The organism is Vagococcus fluvialis (genome assembly GCF_003337315.1).
In the GTDB taxonomy this organism is placed as follows: domain Bacteria; phylum Bacillota; class Bacilli; order Lactobacillales; family Vagococcaceae; genus Vagococcus; species Vagococcus fluvialis.
The window spans coordinates 272,045-289,018 of the sequence record NZ_QPJV01000001.1; the positions used below are offsets into that span (position 1 = coordinate 272,045).

At 30.5% G+C, this 16,974-nt stretch carries 18 protein-coding genes; 10 read left to right on the forward strand and 8 right to left on the reverse strand.

The features are described from left to right. Nucleotides 1–221: 221 nt before the first annotated feature. Nucleotides 222–845, forward strand: coding sequence for a histidine phosphatase family protein (locus DFR54_RS01285; RefSeq protein WP_114288567.1), 624 nt, complete (start codon nt 222–224; stop codon nt 843–845). A 76-nt stretch (nt 846–921) separates the two neighbouring features. Further along, nucleotides 922–1,482, forward strand: a complete 561-nt coding sequence (locus DFR54_RS01290) for a DUF308 domain-containing protein (protein ID WP_114288568.1) — start codon at nt 922–924, stop codon at nt 1,480–1,482. Here DFR54_RS01290 and DFR54_RS01295 read toward each other — a convergent pair. Continuing rightward, a complete protein-coding gene (locus tag DFR54_RS01295; protein ID WP_114288569.1) occupies nt 1,479–2,837 on the reverse strand; it encodes a hypothetical protein in 1,359 nt (452 codons plus the stop codon). The two genes, DFR54_RS01290 and DFR54_RS01295, sit on opposite strands and share 4 nt — an antisense overlap. Nucleotides 2,838–2,952: 115 nt before the next feature. On the opposite strand from DFR54_RS01295, the gene DFR54_RS01300 reads away from it, so the two are divergent. From DFR54_RS01300 to rpsT, 8 genes are all read left to right on the forward strand, one after another. Further along, a complete protein-coding gene (locus tag DFR54_RS01300; RefSeq protein WP_114288570.1) occupies nt 2,953–3,699 on the forward strand; it encodes a MerR family transcriptional regulator in 747 nt (248 codons plus the stop codon). Nucleotides 3,700–3,765: 66 nt separating this feature from the next. After that, entirely contained in the window at nt 3,766–4,395 is a 630-nt protein-coding gene (locus DFR54_RS01305) for an MBL fold metallo-hydrolase (RefSeq protein WP_114288571.1), read from the forward strand. 171 nt (nt 4,396–4,566) lie between these two features. Then, nucleotides 4,567–5,400 (forward strand): undecaprenyl-diphosphate phosphatase, encoded by an 834-nt coding sequence (locus DFR54_RS01310; protein WP_114288572.1) that lies wholly within the window; start codon nt 4,567–4,569, stop codon nt 5,398–5,400. 147 nt (nt 5,401–5,547) lie between these two features. After that, entirely contained in the window at nt 5,548–7,419 is a 1,872-nt protein-coding gene (locus tag DFR54_RS01315) for a heavy metal translocating P-type ATPase (protein ID WP_114288573.1), read from the forward strand. A gap of 149 nt (nt 7,420–7,568) precedes the next feature. Next, entirely contained in the window at nt 7,569–8,438 is an 870-nt protein-coding gene (locus DFR54_RS01320; RefSeq protein ID WP_114288574.1) for a DegV family protein, read from the forward strand. Between the two features lie 30 nt (nt 8,439–8,468). After that, complete coding sequence (locus tag DFR54_RS01325) at nt 8,469–9,008, forward strand: DUF1836 domain-containing protein (protein ID WP_086342902.1); 540 nt, start codon at nt 8,469–8,471, stop codon at nt 9,006–9,008. Then, nucleotides 9,009–9,863 (forward strand): DegV family protein, encoded by an 855-nt coding sequence (locus DFR54_RS01330; RefSeq protein WP_227258613.1) that lies wholly within the window; start codon nt 9,009–9,011, stop codon nt 9,861–9,863. A gap of 107 nt (nt 9,864–9,970) precedes the next feature. Beyond that, on the forward strand, nt 9,971–10,222 hold the full coding sequence (gene rpsT / locus DFR54_RS01335; protein ID WP_086342901.1) for a 30S ribosomal protein S20: 252 nt from the start codon (nt 9,971–9,973) through the stop codon (nt 10,220–10,222). Between the two features lie 56 nt (nt 10,223–10,278). Here the strand turns inward: rpsT and holA are convergent, their stop codons facing one another. The 7 genes from holA to rsmD all read right to left on the reverse strand — a co-directional run bounded on the left by holA (nt 10,279) and on the right by rsmD (nt 16,955). After that, nucleotides 10,279–11,295, reverse strand: coding sequence for a DNA polymerase III subunit delta (gene holA / locus DFR54_RS01340; protein ID WP_114288575.1), 1,017 nt, complete (start codon nt 11,293–11,295; stop codon nt 10,279–10,281). A 48-nt stretch (nt 11,296–11,343) separates the two neighbouring features. Further along, nucleotides 11,344–13,434, reverse strand: a complete 2,091-nt coding sequence (locus DFR54_RS01345) for a DNA internalization-related competence protein ComEC/Rec2 (protein WP_170126897.1) — start codon at nt 13,432–13,434, stop codon at nt 11,344–11,346. Nucleotides 13,435–13,648: 214 nt separating this feature from the next. Then, the gene (locus tag DFR54_RS01350; protein WP_086342898.1) at nt 13,649–14,137 is read right to left on the reverse strand and encodes a ComE operon protein 2; all 489 of its coding nucleotides are present in this window, start codon (nt 14,135–14,137) and stop codon (nt 13,649–13,651) included. A 28-nt stretch (nt 14,138–14,165) separates the two neighbouring features. Then, the gene (locus DFR54_RS01355; RefSeq protein WP_114288577.1) at nt 14,166–14,801 is read right to left on the reverse strand and encodes a helix-hairpin-helix domain-containing protein; all 636 of its coding nucleotides are present in this window, start codon (nt 14,799–14,801) and stop codon (nt 14,166–14,168) included. A 56-nt stretch (nt 14,802–14,857) separates the two neighbouring features. Continuing rightward, nucleotides 14,858–15,892: a SepM family pheromone-processing serine protease gene (locus tag DFR54_RS01360; RefSeq protein WP_114288578.1), complete on the reverse strand. Its 1,035-nt coding sequence runs from the start codon at nt 15,890–15,892 to the stop codon at nt 14,858–14,860. Nucleotides 15,893–15,902: 10 nt separating this feature from the next. Continuing rightward, on the reverse strand, nt 15,903–16,391 hold the full coding sequence (gene coaD / locus DFR54_RS01365) for a pantetheine-phosphate adenylyltransferase (protein ID WP_114288579.1): 489 nt from the start codon (nt 16,389–16,391) through the stop codon (nt 15,903–15,905). A 3-nt stretch (nt 16,392–16,394) separates the two neighbouring features. Beyond that, nucleotides 16,395–16,955, reverse strand: a complete 561-nt coding sequence (rsmD, locus tag DFR54_RS01370) for a 16S rRNA (guanine(966)-N(2))-methyltransferase RsmD (protein ID WP_114288580.1) — start codon at nt 16,953–16,955, stop codon at nt 16,395–16,397. Between the last annotated feature and the right edge of the window lie 19 nt (nt 16,956–16,974).

The following is a 16,974-nucleotide window of genomic DNA, read 5'->3' on the forward strand; positions in this document are numbered from 1 at the left end:
ATTTCCCTCTCAACTGTATCCTCTCTTAATAGAACTAAAAAATAATTTCAGCACCACTATTAAAATCACAGTCGATGTGGATTAGTGCTTTTAGCACCTTTATTAATATAACCTAATTACAAATATATTTCAACTATAATCTTTCATCTCTTTTATTTTTTTACTTTGATTCTTCTTTCTACTATACTAATAGTATTAAACAAAGGAGTGATTAAGAAATAATGACAACTTTTTATTGTGTTAGACATGGAAAAACAGAATTTAATTTAAATAAAACGTTTCAAGGTGGATTAGCTGACTCTCCTCTTCTTCCTGAAGGAATTGAAAATGCGAAAAAAGTCGGTAACTATTTAGCTGATATCTCTTTTGATGGCATTTATGTCAGTCCTCAAAAAAGAGCTCAAGATACAGCGGAAAATATTTTACTAGGCCTTAACAAACCAAAAGAAATTACAACAGTAACAGACCTACGTGAGATGGAGTTTGGTTCATGGGACGGAAAACCAGAAGCTGACTTTCATCATTATGAAGAATTTCAAAATTTAGTTCATAGACCTCATCTTTATGATCCTTCTTCTTTTGGTGGGGAAACTTTTGAAAATTTAATTGAAAGAACTTTAAATGTTTTTAACTCACTTAGTGAAAAACACCCAGATGAAACTATTTTAATCGTTTCACACGGATTAACTTTACAATCTATTTTGAAGCACTTAGACGGCTCATCAATTGCTGATATTAGAAGTGGCCGTTTGTTAGATAATACAAGTATTACTATTGTGGAAAACTCTAATAACAACCAAGAATTTACTATTACTAAATGGAATGATACTAATCATTTAAATTAAAAATTAGTTATTTAAATTGCCCTCCTTTCATGATAGAATGAAACAGTTGCTTTGATGTTAAGGAGTGAGATATTCAGTGTCAAATAAAGTCAAATCAGTTATCGTGTTTTTAGATAATTATGAATGGATCGATTCAGCTAGTATATTAATTATGGCAATAGTCAGCATTAGTCTTTTTATTAATCATTCAACTAGTTCTTTTGAATTAATGATTATTGTTGGTTTACTAGCTATATTAAAAGGATTCCTAAATTTTAATATTTTTTTATCACTGGATTTATCTGGAAAAAGAAAAAGCCCTAAATCTTTTATTTTAGTTGCTTTAATCAATATTGTCATTGGTTTAATTCTTATTTTAAACCTTATTACAAGTGAAACTTTCCTATTAGTGCTAACAGCACTGTGGATGATTATTGATTCTATTCCTTATATGATCTATATCATAAAAAATAAACTTGGCAAGCGTCATAAATACAATCCATTCTTCATTTTTTATGGATTTATCTCAGTTGCAGCTATTTGTCATATCGCAACTTTAAGAACAGATATTTACGGACCTGCTATTACATTAGCAAGTTTCCTTGCTTTATCTTGTATTAACTTATTTTTATTAAAAAAAGAAAGCAGACTAGTCTAAGCTAGCCTGCTTTTTTTGTAATTATTTTGAATAACATATAAAGTGATTAAAAAGCCTAAAATAATTAACCATTTAGTGATATTTAAGGTTAAAAAAGCCGCCTCATCAACATGTTTATATGTGTAAGCTTGGAGTAATTCATCAATTGTCACGGTCTTGACACCTAAAGTCACTAAATACATGATAAACATCATTATTAATTGATGTAAAATACTTCCCACATTTGTTAATCGGTACTTAGCAAGTAATCGATGGTCTTTTGGTAAATTTGCTTCATTATAAACCAATTGATTTAATCTCAAATTAAGTTGTGAGGTAAATAAGCTAAGTATTAAAACACCAATATAAAAGGTTGGACTCCATAAAATCAAGAAAAACCCTAAAGCAATTCCCAAAATAATAACATCAACTATTTTAGTTTCTAAAAACTTCTTCAAAAGCCTCGCATAAATCATCGGTGCTAAAGTAATAGCTACTAAATAAGTAATATAAATCTTATTAATTGCCATACCACCTTCAAAAATTAATTGATAGAACGTACAAAAAACTAAAATAAAATTCGTTATCATCCCTTTGTAAATTAAGATGTGCCTTAATTCAGAATCTAGTCTTCTCTCAGGTTTAACTCGTTTAACAAAAAAGAAATAAAGCACAATTAATGTTGCTAAAAAAACAAAGAAAATTGGTAAAGAATTAGTCATTCCTAATTTTTTATCGGCTTTAATAATAAAGATGACAAAAAAACCAGTAACAAATAAGAACAGAGTTTCAAAGAGTGGATAACTAACCTCTTTTTTATCATCAGTAATTTCATAAGCTGGATAGGCACGAATAATAAATAATAAGATAATTAACCAAATACCTAAATAAATAAAAGTTGCTGAAATAGAATGTTTGATTAAAAAAAATAAAATCACTGAAAATACAAAAGCAAAACAAATGGAATAAAGTTGATCTTTTTTACCTGAGCCAAAATCATTGTAGGTTTTTTCATGAAACTGAACTGTTAAAAAACTGGGATATAAAAGACCTGAACAAATCCCAAGCAGAGCTCCTGAAAGTAAACCAAAGTATAAATTAGTTTCATAAAAACTTCCCATAAAGGAGGCAATGATTCCAATAACAATTGAAAATTGTAATAAGTGATTCACAGTAATCGGTTTTAGCCTGACTAAAAATAAAATGGTTGTTTTAAAACTAAAATATAAAATTAAAGGTAAAACATATTTATCTATATCTCGATATTTTAAATAAACTTGTGCCAAAATTAGCACTGGAAAAAGGTTCATTCCATTCGTTAATACAAAAGGAATAAATCGAAGGGAAAGTAACAGTTTCTTCCTTTGGTCGTTCATAGTACCCTCCTTAGCATTTTAAATTCATTATACTTGTTTTAATTAAATAAAAACATCTTTTTTGTTGACATGACGTGCGCGTCAACTAATATAATCTATTTATGGGGTGATTTATATGTATCAAATTAAAGAATTAGCCGATTTAGCTGGCGTTACAGCACGTACCTTAAGATATTATCATCAAATTGGTCTATTAATTCCACACAGTATCAATGAATCTGGTCACAGATTTTATAGTCAAAAAGAAGTCAAAGACTTACAACAAATTCTTTTTTTAAAAGAACTAAGCTTTACTTTAGAAGAAACTAAAGAACTTATGTTAAGTGAAAACAATAATCGACTAACTTTTTTTACTGAGCAACACAAGGCTTTGCTAGAAAAACAAAATCATTTAGAAAATGTCATTAAATTAATTGGAAAAACAATTGATGAAGAGAAAGGAAAACTTATTATGACAGATACAGAACGTTTTGAAGCCTTTAAAAATAAACAAATTAAAGATAACAGAGAAAAATATGGTGAAGAGATTATCAGTAAATATGGTGAGCAAGCTGTGAAAGATTCTGAAAAGAAATTCAGTGCTTTATCAAAAGAAGATTTAACGGTAAATATGAAAGAGATTGAGGAAAAGATGTTTGCTTTATTAAGAAATAATATTGAGTGCCCTTCTGAAGAAGCATTTACTATTTATAACTTACATAAAGAATGGTTGTCATACTCTCTTGATTTAACACCTGAGATTCATCTTTCTTTAGTTGATATGTATCTTGCTGATCCTCGTTTTACAGCCTACTATGATGAAAAAGTTGAAACAGGTACAACTCAAAAACTAAGAGACATTGTTTATTTCTATGCTAAATAAACATGATGTTTGGTTTAATACCTCCTTATCAGTTATAATATTTTTATAACCAAGGAGGTATTTTTTATGTTAAAAGTTAAACAAATAATTACTGGACCAATACAGGAGAATTGTTACTTAATATATAATGATCAGTATGCTTTAATTGTCGATCCTGGTGCTGATGCTCATGTGATTAAGGAGCATGTAGCTACTTTAGGAGTAATCCCTGTTGCGGTTTTAATTACTCACGCCCACTATGACCACATTGGAGCTTTAGAAGAAATTCGTTCTGAGTACAATATTCCAGTATATATTAGTCCAATTGAGCAAGATTGGTTAACAGATCCAATGCTAAATTTATCTGGTTTAGGCAGACATGATGACATAGCTAATGTTGTTTGTCGCCCAGCAGAATTTGAATTCACTAACTATGATTCTTATACTCTTGGAGACATGACTTTTAAAGTCGTTCCTACTCCTGGTCATTCACCAGGAAGTGTTAGTTTTATTTTTGATGACTTTGTTGTTACAGGAGATGCTCTTTTTAGAGGTAGTGTTGGTCGCTCAGACTTACCTATGGGAGATGGCGCTCAATTATTAGATGGTATTAAAAAAGAATTATTTACTTTACCTGAAACTTACCGAGCTTACCCAGGTCACGGACCTCAAACAACTATTAGAAGAGAAAAAGAAACTAATCCATTTTTTAACTAAAAAAGCAATTATCTATCTATGAACTATGATGTAAGTCACAACTTATTATCATAGTTTTTTTCTTTATAAGCATCATCTAACAAAACTGTTAGAAAATTTTACTGGTTTTATTACTTCATTTAAACTAAACTATAAACATTGGTAACAATTATTTATGAAGGGATTGTCAAAATGGATTTTTTAAATATGTTAAAAGTAATCTTCTTAGGAATTGTAGAAGGTATTACTGAATGGCTTCCGATTAGTAGTACTGGACATTTAATCTTAGTAGATGAATTTATCAAACTAGACGCATCTCCTGCTTTTATGGAAATGTTTAATGTCGTTATCCAGCTAGGAGCAATTTTAGCCGTTGTTGTTCTTTATTTTAGTAAATTAAACCCATTCTCATCTACGAAAACTGCTGGTCAAAAAAAGGCAACTTGGACACTTTGGTTTAAAGTTGCAGCAGCTTCAGTACCTGCCGCTTTAATTGGGCCCTTTATTGATGATTTCTTAGAGGAACATTTTCATAGCTTTTTACCAGTTGCATTGATGTTAATTATCTACGGGATTCTATTTATTGTAATTGAGAATAGAAACAAGGACAAAGAACCAACAACTTTAACATTAGGTAGTTTAAGTTATCAAACTGCTATCATTATCGGTTTATTCCAAGTTCTCGCAATGGTTCCTGGAACATCTCGTTCTGGAGCTACAATTATTGGAGCTATTATCTTTGGTTGTTCTCGTTATGTAGCAGCAGAATTCACTTTCTTTTTAGGAATTCCTGTTATGTTTGGTGCTAGTGGACTTAAAATATTAAAATTCTTGAAAAATGGAAACTCTTTTGATTTAACACAAACAGCTATGTTATTAGTTGGATGTATCGTAGCTTTCGTTGTTTCAATCATTGTTATTAAATTCTTAATGAATTACATTAAGAAAAATGACTTTAAGGCTTTTGGTTGGTACCGAATTATTCTTGGATCAACTATTATTGCCTACTGGTTAATTTTTAAATAATCAACTTATCTCTCCTATTTTTAGGAGAGATTTTTTTATTCTAATTTATAGTCATTCTCATTGATAATGACTATCATTACTATATAGATTATAATCATTCCAATCTGAAAGTTTATGTGTTATGCTTTAAATGTAGGAGGAATGAACATGACATTTATAAAAGAAAGAAGTAGTATGATCGCTACAATTATTTGTGGTGTGTTAATGGTCACAGGCTTAATTAACCAAAACACAGGAGGAACTCTTTTTCCCTATATCTTTATTATTGGGATGATTATCGGAGGTTTCAACCAAACAAAAGAAGGTATTATTGATACCATTGAAGAAAAGCATTTAAACGTCGATTTACTGATGGCTCTAGCTGCAATTGGAGCCTGTACGATTTCGTATTACTTCGAAGGTATTATGTTAACGTTTATTTTCTCACTAAGTGGCTCACTAGAAGAATTTACAACTAATAAAAGTAAAAAAGAAATTGAAGGTTTAATGGAAATTCAACCTGAGAATGCTTTTTTACTAAATGAGAATGGACAAACAACTGAAGTTCCTGTTAAAATATTAAAAATCGGAGACTTATTAATGGTACCAAAAGGAACTAGTGTCCCAATTGATGGTATTTTATTAACTGATCATGCTTCTATTGATGAGGCAGCGATTACTGGTGAATCTATTCCAAATGAGAAAACAAATCAAGATAACTTATTTGCCGGAACAATTAATATTGGTAACTCTTTAAAAATGGAAGTAACAAAAGAATCAAAAGATACCCTATTTAGTAAAATCATTCAATTAGTAGATGAAGCTCAAAATACGCCATCGAAAACTGCTAGCTTTTTAAGTAACTTTGAAAATATTTATGTAAAAGCGGTTTTAATTATTGTTCCACTAGCTATTTTAATTCCTTACTTCCTTCTTGGATGGACATGGAATGAAAGTTTTTACCGCGGTATGGTTTTATTAGTTGTTGCTTCCCCCTGTGCTCTTGTTGCCTCAGCAACACCGGCAACATTAGCAGCAATTTCTCACGGAGCTAAAAATGGAGTTCTCTTTAAAGGTGGTATTTATCTTGAAGCTTTAGCAGATTTAAAAGCTATTACATTTGATAAAACAGGAACATTAACAAAAGGATTTCCAATTGTAACTGACGAATTTTTCTTAACTGATGAAAAAGAATTAGCTATCAACACCTTAGTCGCTATTGAAACAGCATCTACTCACCCATTAGCAAATGCTATTACGACTAAATTTTCAAAAGAAGCCTCTCAAAAACTAAATTTAGATGTAAAAGATGTAACAGGTTCTGGTATGCTTGCTTTAGCAGACACAGATGAATGGAAAGTTGGTAACGTTGATTTTGTAACTACTCTTCCTTTAACTGATGACATTATTTCTAAAACTGAAAAACTTCAAAGTGAAGGTAAAACAGTTATTTACCTTTCAAAAAATAATAAGATTCTAGCTTTCTTCGGGCTCTTGGATGTGCCCAAGGAAGATGCGATTAAAACCATTCAATATTTTAATAAACAAGGTATCTCAACTACTATGTTAACTGGAGATCATTCACATACAGCAGATGCAGTAGCCAAAATGATTGGCATTGATCATGTAATCGCTGATTGTTTACCAGAAGATAAAACTGAATTTATAAAAAAACAAAAAGAAGAAATCGGTGTTAATGCTATGATTGGTGATGGAGTGAATGATGCTCCTGCTCTTGCTAACGCTTCAATTGGTGTCGCAATGGGACAAGGAACTGATATTGCGATTGATGTTGCTGATATCGTATTAATGAAAGATGACTTAGAAAAATTAGCTCTTAGTCACCAACTATCGCTAAAATTAAAACGAATCATTACTCAAAACATCGTCTTCTCTCTTTCAGTTATCGCATTACTAATAATTTCAAACTTTTTCAAAGTTATTAATCTACCTCTGGGTGTAATCGGCCACGAAGGAAGCACGATTTTAGTTATCCTTAATGGTTTAAGAATGTTAAGAAAACTACCAATAGAAAAATAGTTTTATAAAACCTTGGTTAATCCAAGGTTTTTTTACGCCTAATTGTAATTACGAACATCTTATGATATAGTTTTGAATACTAGATGCCCTTTTTAATGAAATTAGATAGAAACAATTTATTAAGAAGGAGCAAATGAAAACAACATCTTATGGGGGAAATAAAATTGACTGACAAAATTGCAATGCTTGTAGATTCTGGAATGGATATGCCACCTGAATTAATCGAAAAAGGCGGTGTCTTTGTTGCACCACTTAACATTATGTATACAGATAAAACTTATATGGATAAAATTGAAATCTCAGCTGCTGAAATTTATGCACGTTTAGATGAAGAAGTTCCTAAAACATCCCTACCTTCTATTTCATACGTTCAAACATTAATTGAAGATATTAAAAATCAAGGCTATAACAAAATTCTTTGTATTACGATTTCAAGTGGTTTAAGCGGAACACACAATGCGCTACGCTTAACCTTAGAGGAACATGAAGAAATCGAAAGCTTTATGGTTGATACTAAGAGTATTGGTATTGGCGGCGGGATTCAAGCAGCTTTCATTAAACGAGAAATTGATAATGGTATTTCTTTTGATGAATTAAAAAAAGTGGCTAGTGAACTACCAATTAAAGGTGGCGTTTTCTTTAGTATTCCAACTCTAGAATACTTAAAAAAAGGTGGACGAATCGGCTTAGTTTCATCTATTATTGGGACAGCATTAAACTTAAATCCAATTATTTCTTGTAATGAAGATGGTATTTACTACACTGTCAATAAAGCTCGTGGTCGTAAAAAAAGCTTAGCTAAATTAATGGATTGTGTTGAAAAAACAATTGCAGGTTACGATGAATATGATTTATCAGTAACTTACGGTGATGATAAAGAAGAAGCTGAAAAACTAATGGCTGCCATGAAAGAAAAATTTAGTAATTATCGTCACTTCTACTTTGGTGAAGTTAGCCCTGTTTTAGGTGCTCACACTGGTCCTGGAGTAATTGGAATTGGTGTTTTACCAATCAAATAATGATTTAATTGCACGAAAAGGAGATTTATTTTGAGTACAGAAAAACTAACTAAAAATTGGGAGACTGATCTTCTTCAAGTAACCTTACCTCGTTGGGACGAGTTACCTGATATGGATATTTATATGGATCAATTAGTTAAGTATGTTGATAAATACACTTATGGTTTACAACTAGAACATACAAAAAAACTAACTCCTTCTATGATTAATAATTACGTTAAATTAAAATTAGTTCCAAAACCATATAAAAAGAAATATTCTAAAAATCATTTAGCAAGAATTATTGTGATTACAGTTTTAAAGCAAGCATTCGAAATACCTGATATTAGAAATGGAATCGTTTATCAAATTCATTCCACTGATCCAAAAGATGCTTATGACTTTTTCTGTCATCATTTAGAAATGACCATTAAATACTTCATTAATGAAAACAAAGAAGATATTAACATTGATAAAATTAAAGATGGCTATGCCCCAGTTCAAATGGCGTGTACAACGTTTATCGCTAAATTAATTACAGAAAATAACCTTAGAGATTTAGTTTCTAAAACCACAGCGGAGGAAAAATAATTGGCCGAAAAGATTGCCTTATTAGTTGATTCAGCAATGGATACACCTAAAGAGATACTTGATAAAGGTGGCATTTTTATTGCTCCCTTAAATATCATTTATAAAAATGAAACCTTTTTAGACAGAGTAGAAATTACTCCAATGGAAGTTTATAATCATTTGGAAATCGAAATCCCAACGACTTCTTTACCAACGCTTCCTTATGTAGAAGATCTAATTTCAGATATTAAAACTCAAGGATATGACAAAATTGCTTGTTTAACGATTTCTAGCGGATTAAGTGGTACACATAATGCACTTAGATTAATTTTAGAAGATCATCCAGAAATTGAAAGTTTTATTGTAGACACTAAAAATATTGGTATGGGTGCTGGTATTCAAGCGGCTTATCTAAAAAAAGAAATTGACAATGGGACTTCTTTTACTGAGTTGAAAACAATTGCTGAAAAAATAGCTCAAACAACTGATATTTACTTTAGTATTCCAACTCTTGAGTATTTGAAAAAAGGTGGCCGAATTGGCTTAGTTTCTTCCTTTATTGGAACTGCTTTAAACTTAAATCCGATTATCTCTTGTAATGAGGATGGCATTTATTATACAGTTAGCAAAGCTCGTGGAAGAACGAAAAGTTTAAACAAAATTTTAGAACAAATCGAGAAAGTTGCTTCTGGATTACAGTCCTATGATTTGGCTATTTCATATGGAATGGATGTTGAGGAAGCAAAAAAACTAACGGTGAAACTAAAGGAAGCCCTACCTAATTATCGTTACCTTTATTCAGGAGATGTAAGCCCAGTTCTTGGTGTTCATTCGGGTCCTGGTATTATCGGAATCGCAATTATTCCGATTTCCTAAGAAAGTTTTTAGAATATTTATTGCAAACCAAGTACCCATTCTGTATAATGAGAATGTTGATTATATTTGTTTTACAAATATAAACTCTATGCCGGAGGTGAATTTAAATGCCAAACATCGAATCTGCTATCAAACGCGTTCGCACAAGTGAAAAATCTAATGAAGCTAACTCAGCTAAATTAAGCAAAATGCGTACTGCTGTGAAAAAATTTGAAAAAGCTGTAGAAGCTGACGCTGATAATAAACAAGAATTATTAGTTGCTGCTACTAGAGAAATTGATGTAGTCTCTGCAAAAGGACTAATCCATCAAAATAAAGCTAACCGCGAAAAATCTCGCTTAGCAAAAAAATTAGCATAATAAAAAACTTGCTGGTGTGACTATCTTTTGATAATCATCCAAGCAAGTTTTTTTGTTTATCTAGATTTTAATAAAAATAATTCAAAACCTAATTCTTTATCTACCTGACCTGTTTTAATTTTGTGATCAAGATCAACTAATTCACTAAACATCTCCCCTAGTAACCGCTTCTCAAAAGCTCTACTTTGCTGAACAGCTAACTTAATTCTGTAAGGATGAATCTTTAGCGTATCTGTCATATTACTTTGCTGATAGTTCATATCTACTAATAATTTAACTTGAAGTAGTAGTCTGACTTGGCCAATTAAAATAGAAATAATTTTAATTGTCTCTTCCCCAGAAATCAGTAAGTCTTGATATAACTCAATAGCCTCATCTCTTTTATTATCTAAAACATATTGACTTAAAGCAAAAATATTATGTTCTAATGATTTTGGAATTAGTAAATCAACATCTTTTAACGTAATCTCTTTTGTATCGCTTTTATATAAAAATAGCTTATTCAACTCATTCATCACTCGACTTAAATTCATATCAGTTAAATAAGTTAATTGCTTAAAAGCATTTTTTTCAATGTGGTAACCTTCACTTTCAATATAGTGAGACACATAAGGAATTAATTCTTTCTCAGTCATTTGATTCACATCAACAAGCTGACTTTCTTTTTTTAATAACTTCACTATTTTTTTACGTTCATCTAGTTTTTCAACATTGGTAGTAAAAATTAAAATACTTGTTTCTAAAGGATTTTTTAGATACTCTTCTAGAATTTTTGTGTCATGAACTAACTCGTTTTTCTTTTTCTCAGCTGTTAAAAAATAGGGATTATCAATAAAAATTAATTTATAATCACCAAAAAAAGGAATTGTTTCTGCTTCTTGAACAGCTAATCCTAATTCTGTTTCAGCCATATCAAAACTAATGATATTTAAATCATCTACATCTTCTAATGATGCACTTGTCTTTAATGTGTTTTTAAAAGTTTCAATTAAGTAATTTTCTGTTCCCATTAAAGTATATACGGGTTGGTACTCTTTTTTTCTAATACTTGTTAGTACTCGTTGTAATGTCATTTTTTATCACCTGTTCATTCGCTTTTTCCTTCTTACATAATAGCATACTTAGTCTTTAATGTATTTTCCCTTAGATAACTTTTTAGAAAACATAGACCAAGTATAGTAAATCATTCCCTGTTCATCTGTTCGAAACTCATGAATATTTCTATCCTCAAAATGCTCTAAAGTTTCTTTTGAAGGATGATTGTAGTGATTATTTTGACCACACGAAATAATTGCTTCAGTTGGCTTAACAATATCTAAAAAATTTTCTTGGCTAGAAGTATTACTTCCGTGGTGCCCTGCTTTTAAAATGTCTGCTTGAAGTAAGCCTGGAGAGTATTTCAATAACTCATTTTCTCCTTCTTTTTCCAAATCTCCCATCAGTAAAATAGACTGATCTTTAATTTGTAATTTCAAAACAACAGAATCATTATTTTGTCCATCACCTTTTGTTAAAGGATATAAACAATCAGCTATAATCCCATCTCTTTGCCAATTATTTTTTGACGAAATAACTTCTTTTTTAGTTTGTTTTATCTGTTTGTAAGTTAGCATTTTCTTAAAGTTTTTTTGCTCATAGCTACCTTCACCAAACAAAAGTTTTTTAACTTTAATGTTGTCACTAATTCTATCTAAATCACCAAAATGATCTTCATGAGCATGAGAAATATAAACAGCATCTAATTCTTTGACACCTTTACTTTTCATAAAAGGAATTACTGTGTAATCCGCACCTCTTTTGTCTGTAAACTGTTGCCATTCTTCTCTTTCGTAATTTAATCTACCACCTGTATCTAATAAATAATTACCTCGGTGAAAAGGTAGTTGTAGAAAAATAGAGTCCCCTTGTCCGACATCTACAAAAGCTATCATCCCTCTTGGATTTACAAACTTCCAAAATGGGATTAAGAATGTTAAAAGTACTAATAAATTCATTTTCATTGATGAACAACTTTTTTTATTTTCCCACTCAATTAACCAAACCCACTGACAGATAATTGCTACCATAATTATTACAGCTGGCAATTTCCCTGTTACTTGTCTAAATGCATTCCAACTAGCTGCTACTTCTCCTTTACCTTGAAATAATATAAAGCACCTTTCAATAAGGTTAAAGCTTAAAGAAGGTATAATAAAGCTTAAAATAAATGAAATAAGTAATATCGGTAGTAACCCCATAAATAAAACAGGACCTAACACAATAGTTAAAATAAAATTAAGCCAGTTCCACTCATAAAAATGAAACCAAATTAACGGTAAAGATAACCAAGAGATAATAAAGCTAAACAGCCAAGGTTTTAAATAATCTCTATTTACTTGATTAACGAGAGGATTAATCATAATAATCATGAAGGTTAGATAATAAGTAAGTTGTCCGCCTGCTGTAAACAGTAGATAAGGATCAATTAGACAATTTATAAATAAAGCTATAGACCAACAATCTAGTAAACTTAAATGCCATTTATATTTATCATTCATCTGTTTAATTAACCACTGGATACCAGCTCTAACCATACCTGTTCCAAGACCTGTCATCACAACTAAGATGAAAACAAAAATAATACTTAGATAATATAGTTTTTCTTTAGTCAAACCTGCTACTAAAAATAGCCATTCAAAAATGAAGATAAAAAAGTAGATATGCATACCTGATAAACTAAATAAATGAGCCACACCTAATTTTTGCCAAACGCCTTGAAAAGACTCTGGTGTGTTTTCCTTATATCCAAAGAGTAAAGCATTCATATAGCTTCCTATGTTTGTTGGAAATCTATAATTTGTATAAACAATAGCACATCTTCTGATTTCTTTTATTTTCTTTATTGGCTGAAAGATACTTACTTTTTCTATCTCAAAAGAAGTTATTTCTGTTAACTTTATTTTTTGACTAACTCCATTTAAATCTAAATATCTTTTGTAATCAAATCCATTCAAATTTCTAACAACTTCGATTGGTTGAGTTGTTGCTTTTCCAGTCAGTTGATAGGTCTTAGTTAATTGAAGAAAAATATCTTTTTCTTCTTTACTTTGTAGTTTATAATTAACAATCACTTTTTCTTTTGTTTTCTTTTCTAATGCTTCAAATTTGGCTAAATCTCCATCTACTTGTATGGTATCAGGAATTAAAACTAAACTTAGTTCCTCATCTTCCATTAAAGGTAAGTTTGACTCTTGATTATAATAAATATGGATAGCAAAAGATAAGAATAAACCTAAAACACTAAGAAAAATGATTTCCTTATTTTTTAAAAACAAAACACGAAGCAAAACAAAAAAGAGGCATAAAAATAAAAATATGTTAGACTCTTTTAAGATTAATAAACTTAGGCTAAAAATAATAATTGGGAAGAAATAAAAACCTCTGATATTATTCAGAAAGGTATTCAGCATCTTCTCCAAACTGAAGACTTGAAAAATATTGTTTTGATAGTTTGACTTGATGCACTGAAGCACCTGCTTGTTCGATTAATTTAATAGCATATTCATCATTACGATAATCTTTTAAATAATGAATTTTTTTAATGCCTGCTTGTAAAATCATTTTAGTACATTGTAAGCATGGAAAGTGAGTAACATAAATTTCAGCGTTATCTGTCCCAACACCAAACTTAGCACACTGTAAAATAGCATTCATCTCAGCATGAATAGTTCTCACACAGTGTCCATCTACAAGATAACAACCTTCATCTATACAATGAACATCTCCACTTACAGAGCCGTTATAACCTCCTGCAATAATTCGTTTATCTCTAACAATTGTTGCACCAACTGCTAAACGCGTACAAGTACTTCTAAGAGATAATAATAAACTTTGACCCATAAAATATTGGTCCCAAGGTATTCTTTCAAATTCCATAACGTCACTACTTTCTGATTAGTCTTATCTATATACTAATATACTTTTCCAAACTTTCAAATGATTTTTCGCCAAAACCGTTCACATTTTTCAAATCCTCTATTGTTTTAAAAGAACCATTTTCTTCACGGTATTCAATTATTTTTTCTGCCTTTTTCTCGCCTACACCACTTAAAGTCATTAATTCTTCTTTTGTTGCTTGATTTAAGTTAACTTTCCCATCTTCATCTTTACTAATGTTAGCAGTATTGGAATTTGTCCCAGCAATCGCTGTTTCAGATAGTTCTTCTCCTTCCACAGGAATATAGATAACCATTTGATCTTCAATTCGTTGTGAAAAATTAACTTGGCTATCATCTGCTGTCTCCTTTAAACCACCAGCCATATCAATTACATTTAACACTCTCATATCAGATGTTACTTCATACATACCTGGAAGTTTGACAGCACCTTTGATGTCTACATACATTTTAACCACGTCATTATTCTCTTTTTCAGTCTCAGCTATTAAATCAGTTGTATCAGTTAATACAACTTCTTCAAACTGATCAACTTTTGCTGCATTTTTTGAAAGGAATAATTTTAAACCAATTATGCTAATTACTAAAATGACCACAGATATTATGATTTTTTCTTTTGTAACATGTTTTCTTATACTTTCCATGAAATCCTCCCCTCACTTCAAATATAAGAAAAAAAGTAAAAGATGTTTGTCATCTTTTACTTTTTATTTTCTAAATATTTAACAGCATCATTTACTGTCTTTATTGGTATTACTTCAATGTTTAATTTATTAGCTTTTACAGCTACTACTGCTTCTTCGTAATTCGTTTTAATATCTGGGTATTTTTCTTTTAATTCATCTGATATCGGATCATCTGGAGCAAAGAAGACATCTGCCCCGGCATATTCTGCTGCAATAACTTTTTTATCAATACCACCAATTCTACCAACTTCACCAGCTGAGTTCATGGTTCCTGTTCCAGCAATTTCAAGACCATGACGAATATCTTTTTGACTTAATAAGCTATATAACTCTAAGGTAAACATTAGACCAGCTGAGGGGCCTCCGATATCATGAGTCGTAAACTTGATATTTTCAGAAGAAACAAGTTCAGTGTGATCAATTAAAGAAATACCAACACCTGTTTTTTTAGTACTGTCTAACTCAATTAACTTACCAGTCACTTCTTTTGTTTCATTATCTTCTTCAACTGTTAGTGTAACAGACTCACCAACTTTTTTAGATTGAACTGAATTGATTAATTCTTCAGAGGATTCAATTTTTTTACCGTCGATATGAGAAATAGTACTACCAATAGTTAATTTGTTTTTAAAATCAGAATTATCACTAATAGACATAACGTAAACGCCTTTATATTCCATCTCATATGGTTTATCTAATAAATCTAGAGCCACTTTACTAGCCATATTTTGAGAATTTTTCATGTAGTAATTTTGCATCTGATCATACTCTTTAGAGTTACTATTACCCATCATCTCTTTTTTACTAACTAATTCTTGTTTAGAGTTAAAAAAACTTGTAAGAAAAGTAAATGGAGTTGCTTGTCTAACTGCAACAGTCGTTAACATAAATGAACCTTTATAGTCGTCTTTTTTCCCATTAACTATCACATGATCTCTCAAGTCTTCAGAAGTTCCAGGCATTTCAATAAAATAAGGCAGTGGTGTCCAGAAAAAGATTAATGAAAAAATAACAGTTAAAAGAATGACTTTTGTATTTATTTTTTTCATAAGGAAAATCCTACCTTAATTTTTTTATTAGAGCTTCATTCACACAATCAGGAACAAAAGGTGAGACATCTCCTTGAAATTTCGCAATTTCTTTAATCATACTTGAGCTGATATTACTGTATTTTTCATCAGCTAATAAAAAGACTGTATCAATTGTTTCATCCATTTGTTTATTCATGGAAGCTATATTTTTTTCATATTCATAGTCTTGGCTATTTCTAACACCACGAACTAAAAAGTTAGCTCCCAGTTCTTTAGCAATCGTAACTGTTAATCCTTCAGATTGGCTTAAAATCTCAACATTATCTAGATGCTCTGTTGCTTTAATAGCAAGTTCCTTTTTCTCTTCAGCTGTAAACAGTGGCTGTTTTGTCGTATTTGTAAAGATGCCAACAATGACTTTATCGAATAATAAACTTGCTCTTTCAACTGTATTTAAATGCCCATTAGTAAATGGATCAAAGCTCCCTGGAAAAAGTGCTACTTTTTTATTTGGCATATCTTATTCCTCCATTTTTAATTGGTAAATTTTTATTTTAGTTGCTCCGTAATGTTGAGTTTTCATTAGTTCAAGTGCACCAATTGTATCTGGTAAATCAATCATTTTATCTGTCTCACAAATTACTTTCCCATAATTATTAATTAGACCATTGTCTAACATACTTAATAATTGCTCTTCAATTTTTTGTTTGGCATATGGTGGGTCTAAAAAGATTAAATCAAAGGTAATTTCATTGTCTTTCAGCCATAAAATAGCTTTATCCGCATCCATCTTTTGAACAACAAAAGACTTTTCACTTTTCGTTAATTTGATATTTTCTTTAATGACGCTAATAGCTTTAAAATGATTATCAAAACAGTAAGCTTTTTTAGCCCCCCTTGAAACAGCTTCAATCGCTAAATTTCCACTTCCACTAAATAAATCCAATACGATTTCTTCATCAAAGTATGGGCCAATCATATTAAAAATCGAACCCTTTATTTTATCACTAGTTGGTCTTGTATTATCTCCTGAAAGAGATGTTAATTTTCTTCCTTTAAAATCTCCTGCTATAACTCGCATAACTCTCTCCCTTGTCGTT

What these genes read in the sequence shown, in the direction of transcription:
- DFR54_RS01345 (WP_170126897.1), bottom strand. Translation starts at nt 13,434, where the DNA reads ATGGAAGATGAGGAACTAAGTTTAGTTTTAATTCCTGATACCATACAA.
- coaD (WP_114288579.1), bottom strand. Translation starts at nt 16,391, where the DNA reads ATGCCAAATAAAAAAGTAGCACTTTTTCCAGGGAGCTTTGATCCATTT.
- DFR54_RS01310 (WP_114288572.1), top strand. Translation starts at nt 4,567, where the DNA reads ATGGATTTTTTAAATATGTTAAAAGTAATCTTCTTAGGAATTGTAGAA.
- rsmD (WP_114288580.1), bottom strand. Translation starts at nt 16,955, where the DNA reads ATGCGAGTTATAGCAGGAGATTTTAAAGGAAGAAAATTAACATCTCTT.
- DFR54_RS01300 (WP_114288570.1), top strand. Translation starts at nt 2,953, where the DNA reads ATGTATCAAATTAAAGAATTAGCCGATTTAGCTGGCGTTACAGCACGT.
- DFR54_RS01355 (WP_114288577.1), bottom strand. Translation starts at nt 14,801, where the DNA reads ATGGAAAGTATAAGAAAACATGTTACAAAAGAAAAAATCATAATATCT.
- holA (WP_114288575.1), bottom strand. Translation starts at nt 11,295, where the DNA reads ATGACATTACAACGAGTACTAACAAGTATTAGAAAAAAAGAGTACCAA.
- DFR54_RS01360 (WP_114288578.1), bottom strand. Translation starts at nt 15,892, where the DNA reads ATGAAAAAAATAAATACAAAAGTCATTCTTTTAACTGTTATTTTTTCA.
- DFR54_RS01320 (WP_114288574.1), top strand. Translation starts at nt 7,569, where the DNA reads ATGGGGGAAATAAAATTGACTGACAAAATTGCAATGCTTGTAGATTCT.
- DFR54_RS01285 (WP_114288567.1), top strand. Translation starts at nt 222, where the DNA reads ATGACAACTTTTTATTGTGTTAGACATGGAAAAACAGAATTTAATTTA.
- DFR54_RS01305 (WP_114288571.1), top strand. Translation starts at nt 3,766, where the DNA reads ATGTTAAAAGTTAAACAAATAATTACTGGACCAATACAGGAGAATTGT.
- rpsT (WP_086342901.1), top strand. Translation starts at nt 9,971, where the DNA reads ATGCCAAACATCGAATCTGCTATCAAACGCGTTCGCACAAGTGAAAAA.
- DFR54_RS01350 (WP_086342898.1), bottom strand. Translation starts at nt 14,137, where the DNA reads ATGGAATTTGAAAGAATACCTTGGGACCAATATTTTATGGGTCAAAGT.
- DFR54_RS01295 (WP_114288569.1), bottom strand. Translation starts at nt 2,837, where the DNA reads ATGAACGACCAAAGGAAGAAACTGTTACTTTCCCTTCGATTTATTCCT.
- DFR54_RS01315 (WP_114288573.1), top strand. Translation starts at nt 5,548, where the DNA reads ATGACATTTATAAAAGAAAGAAGTAGTATGATCGCTACAATTATTTGT.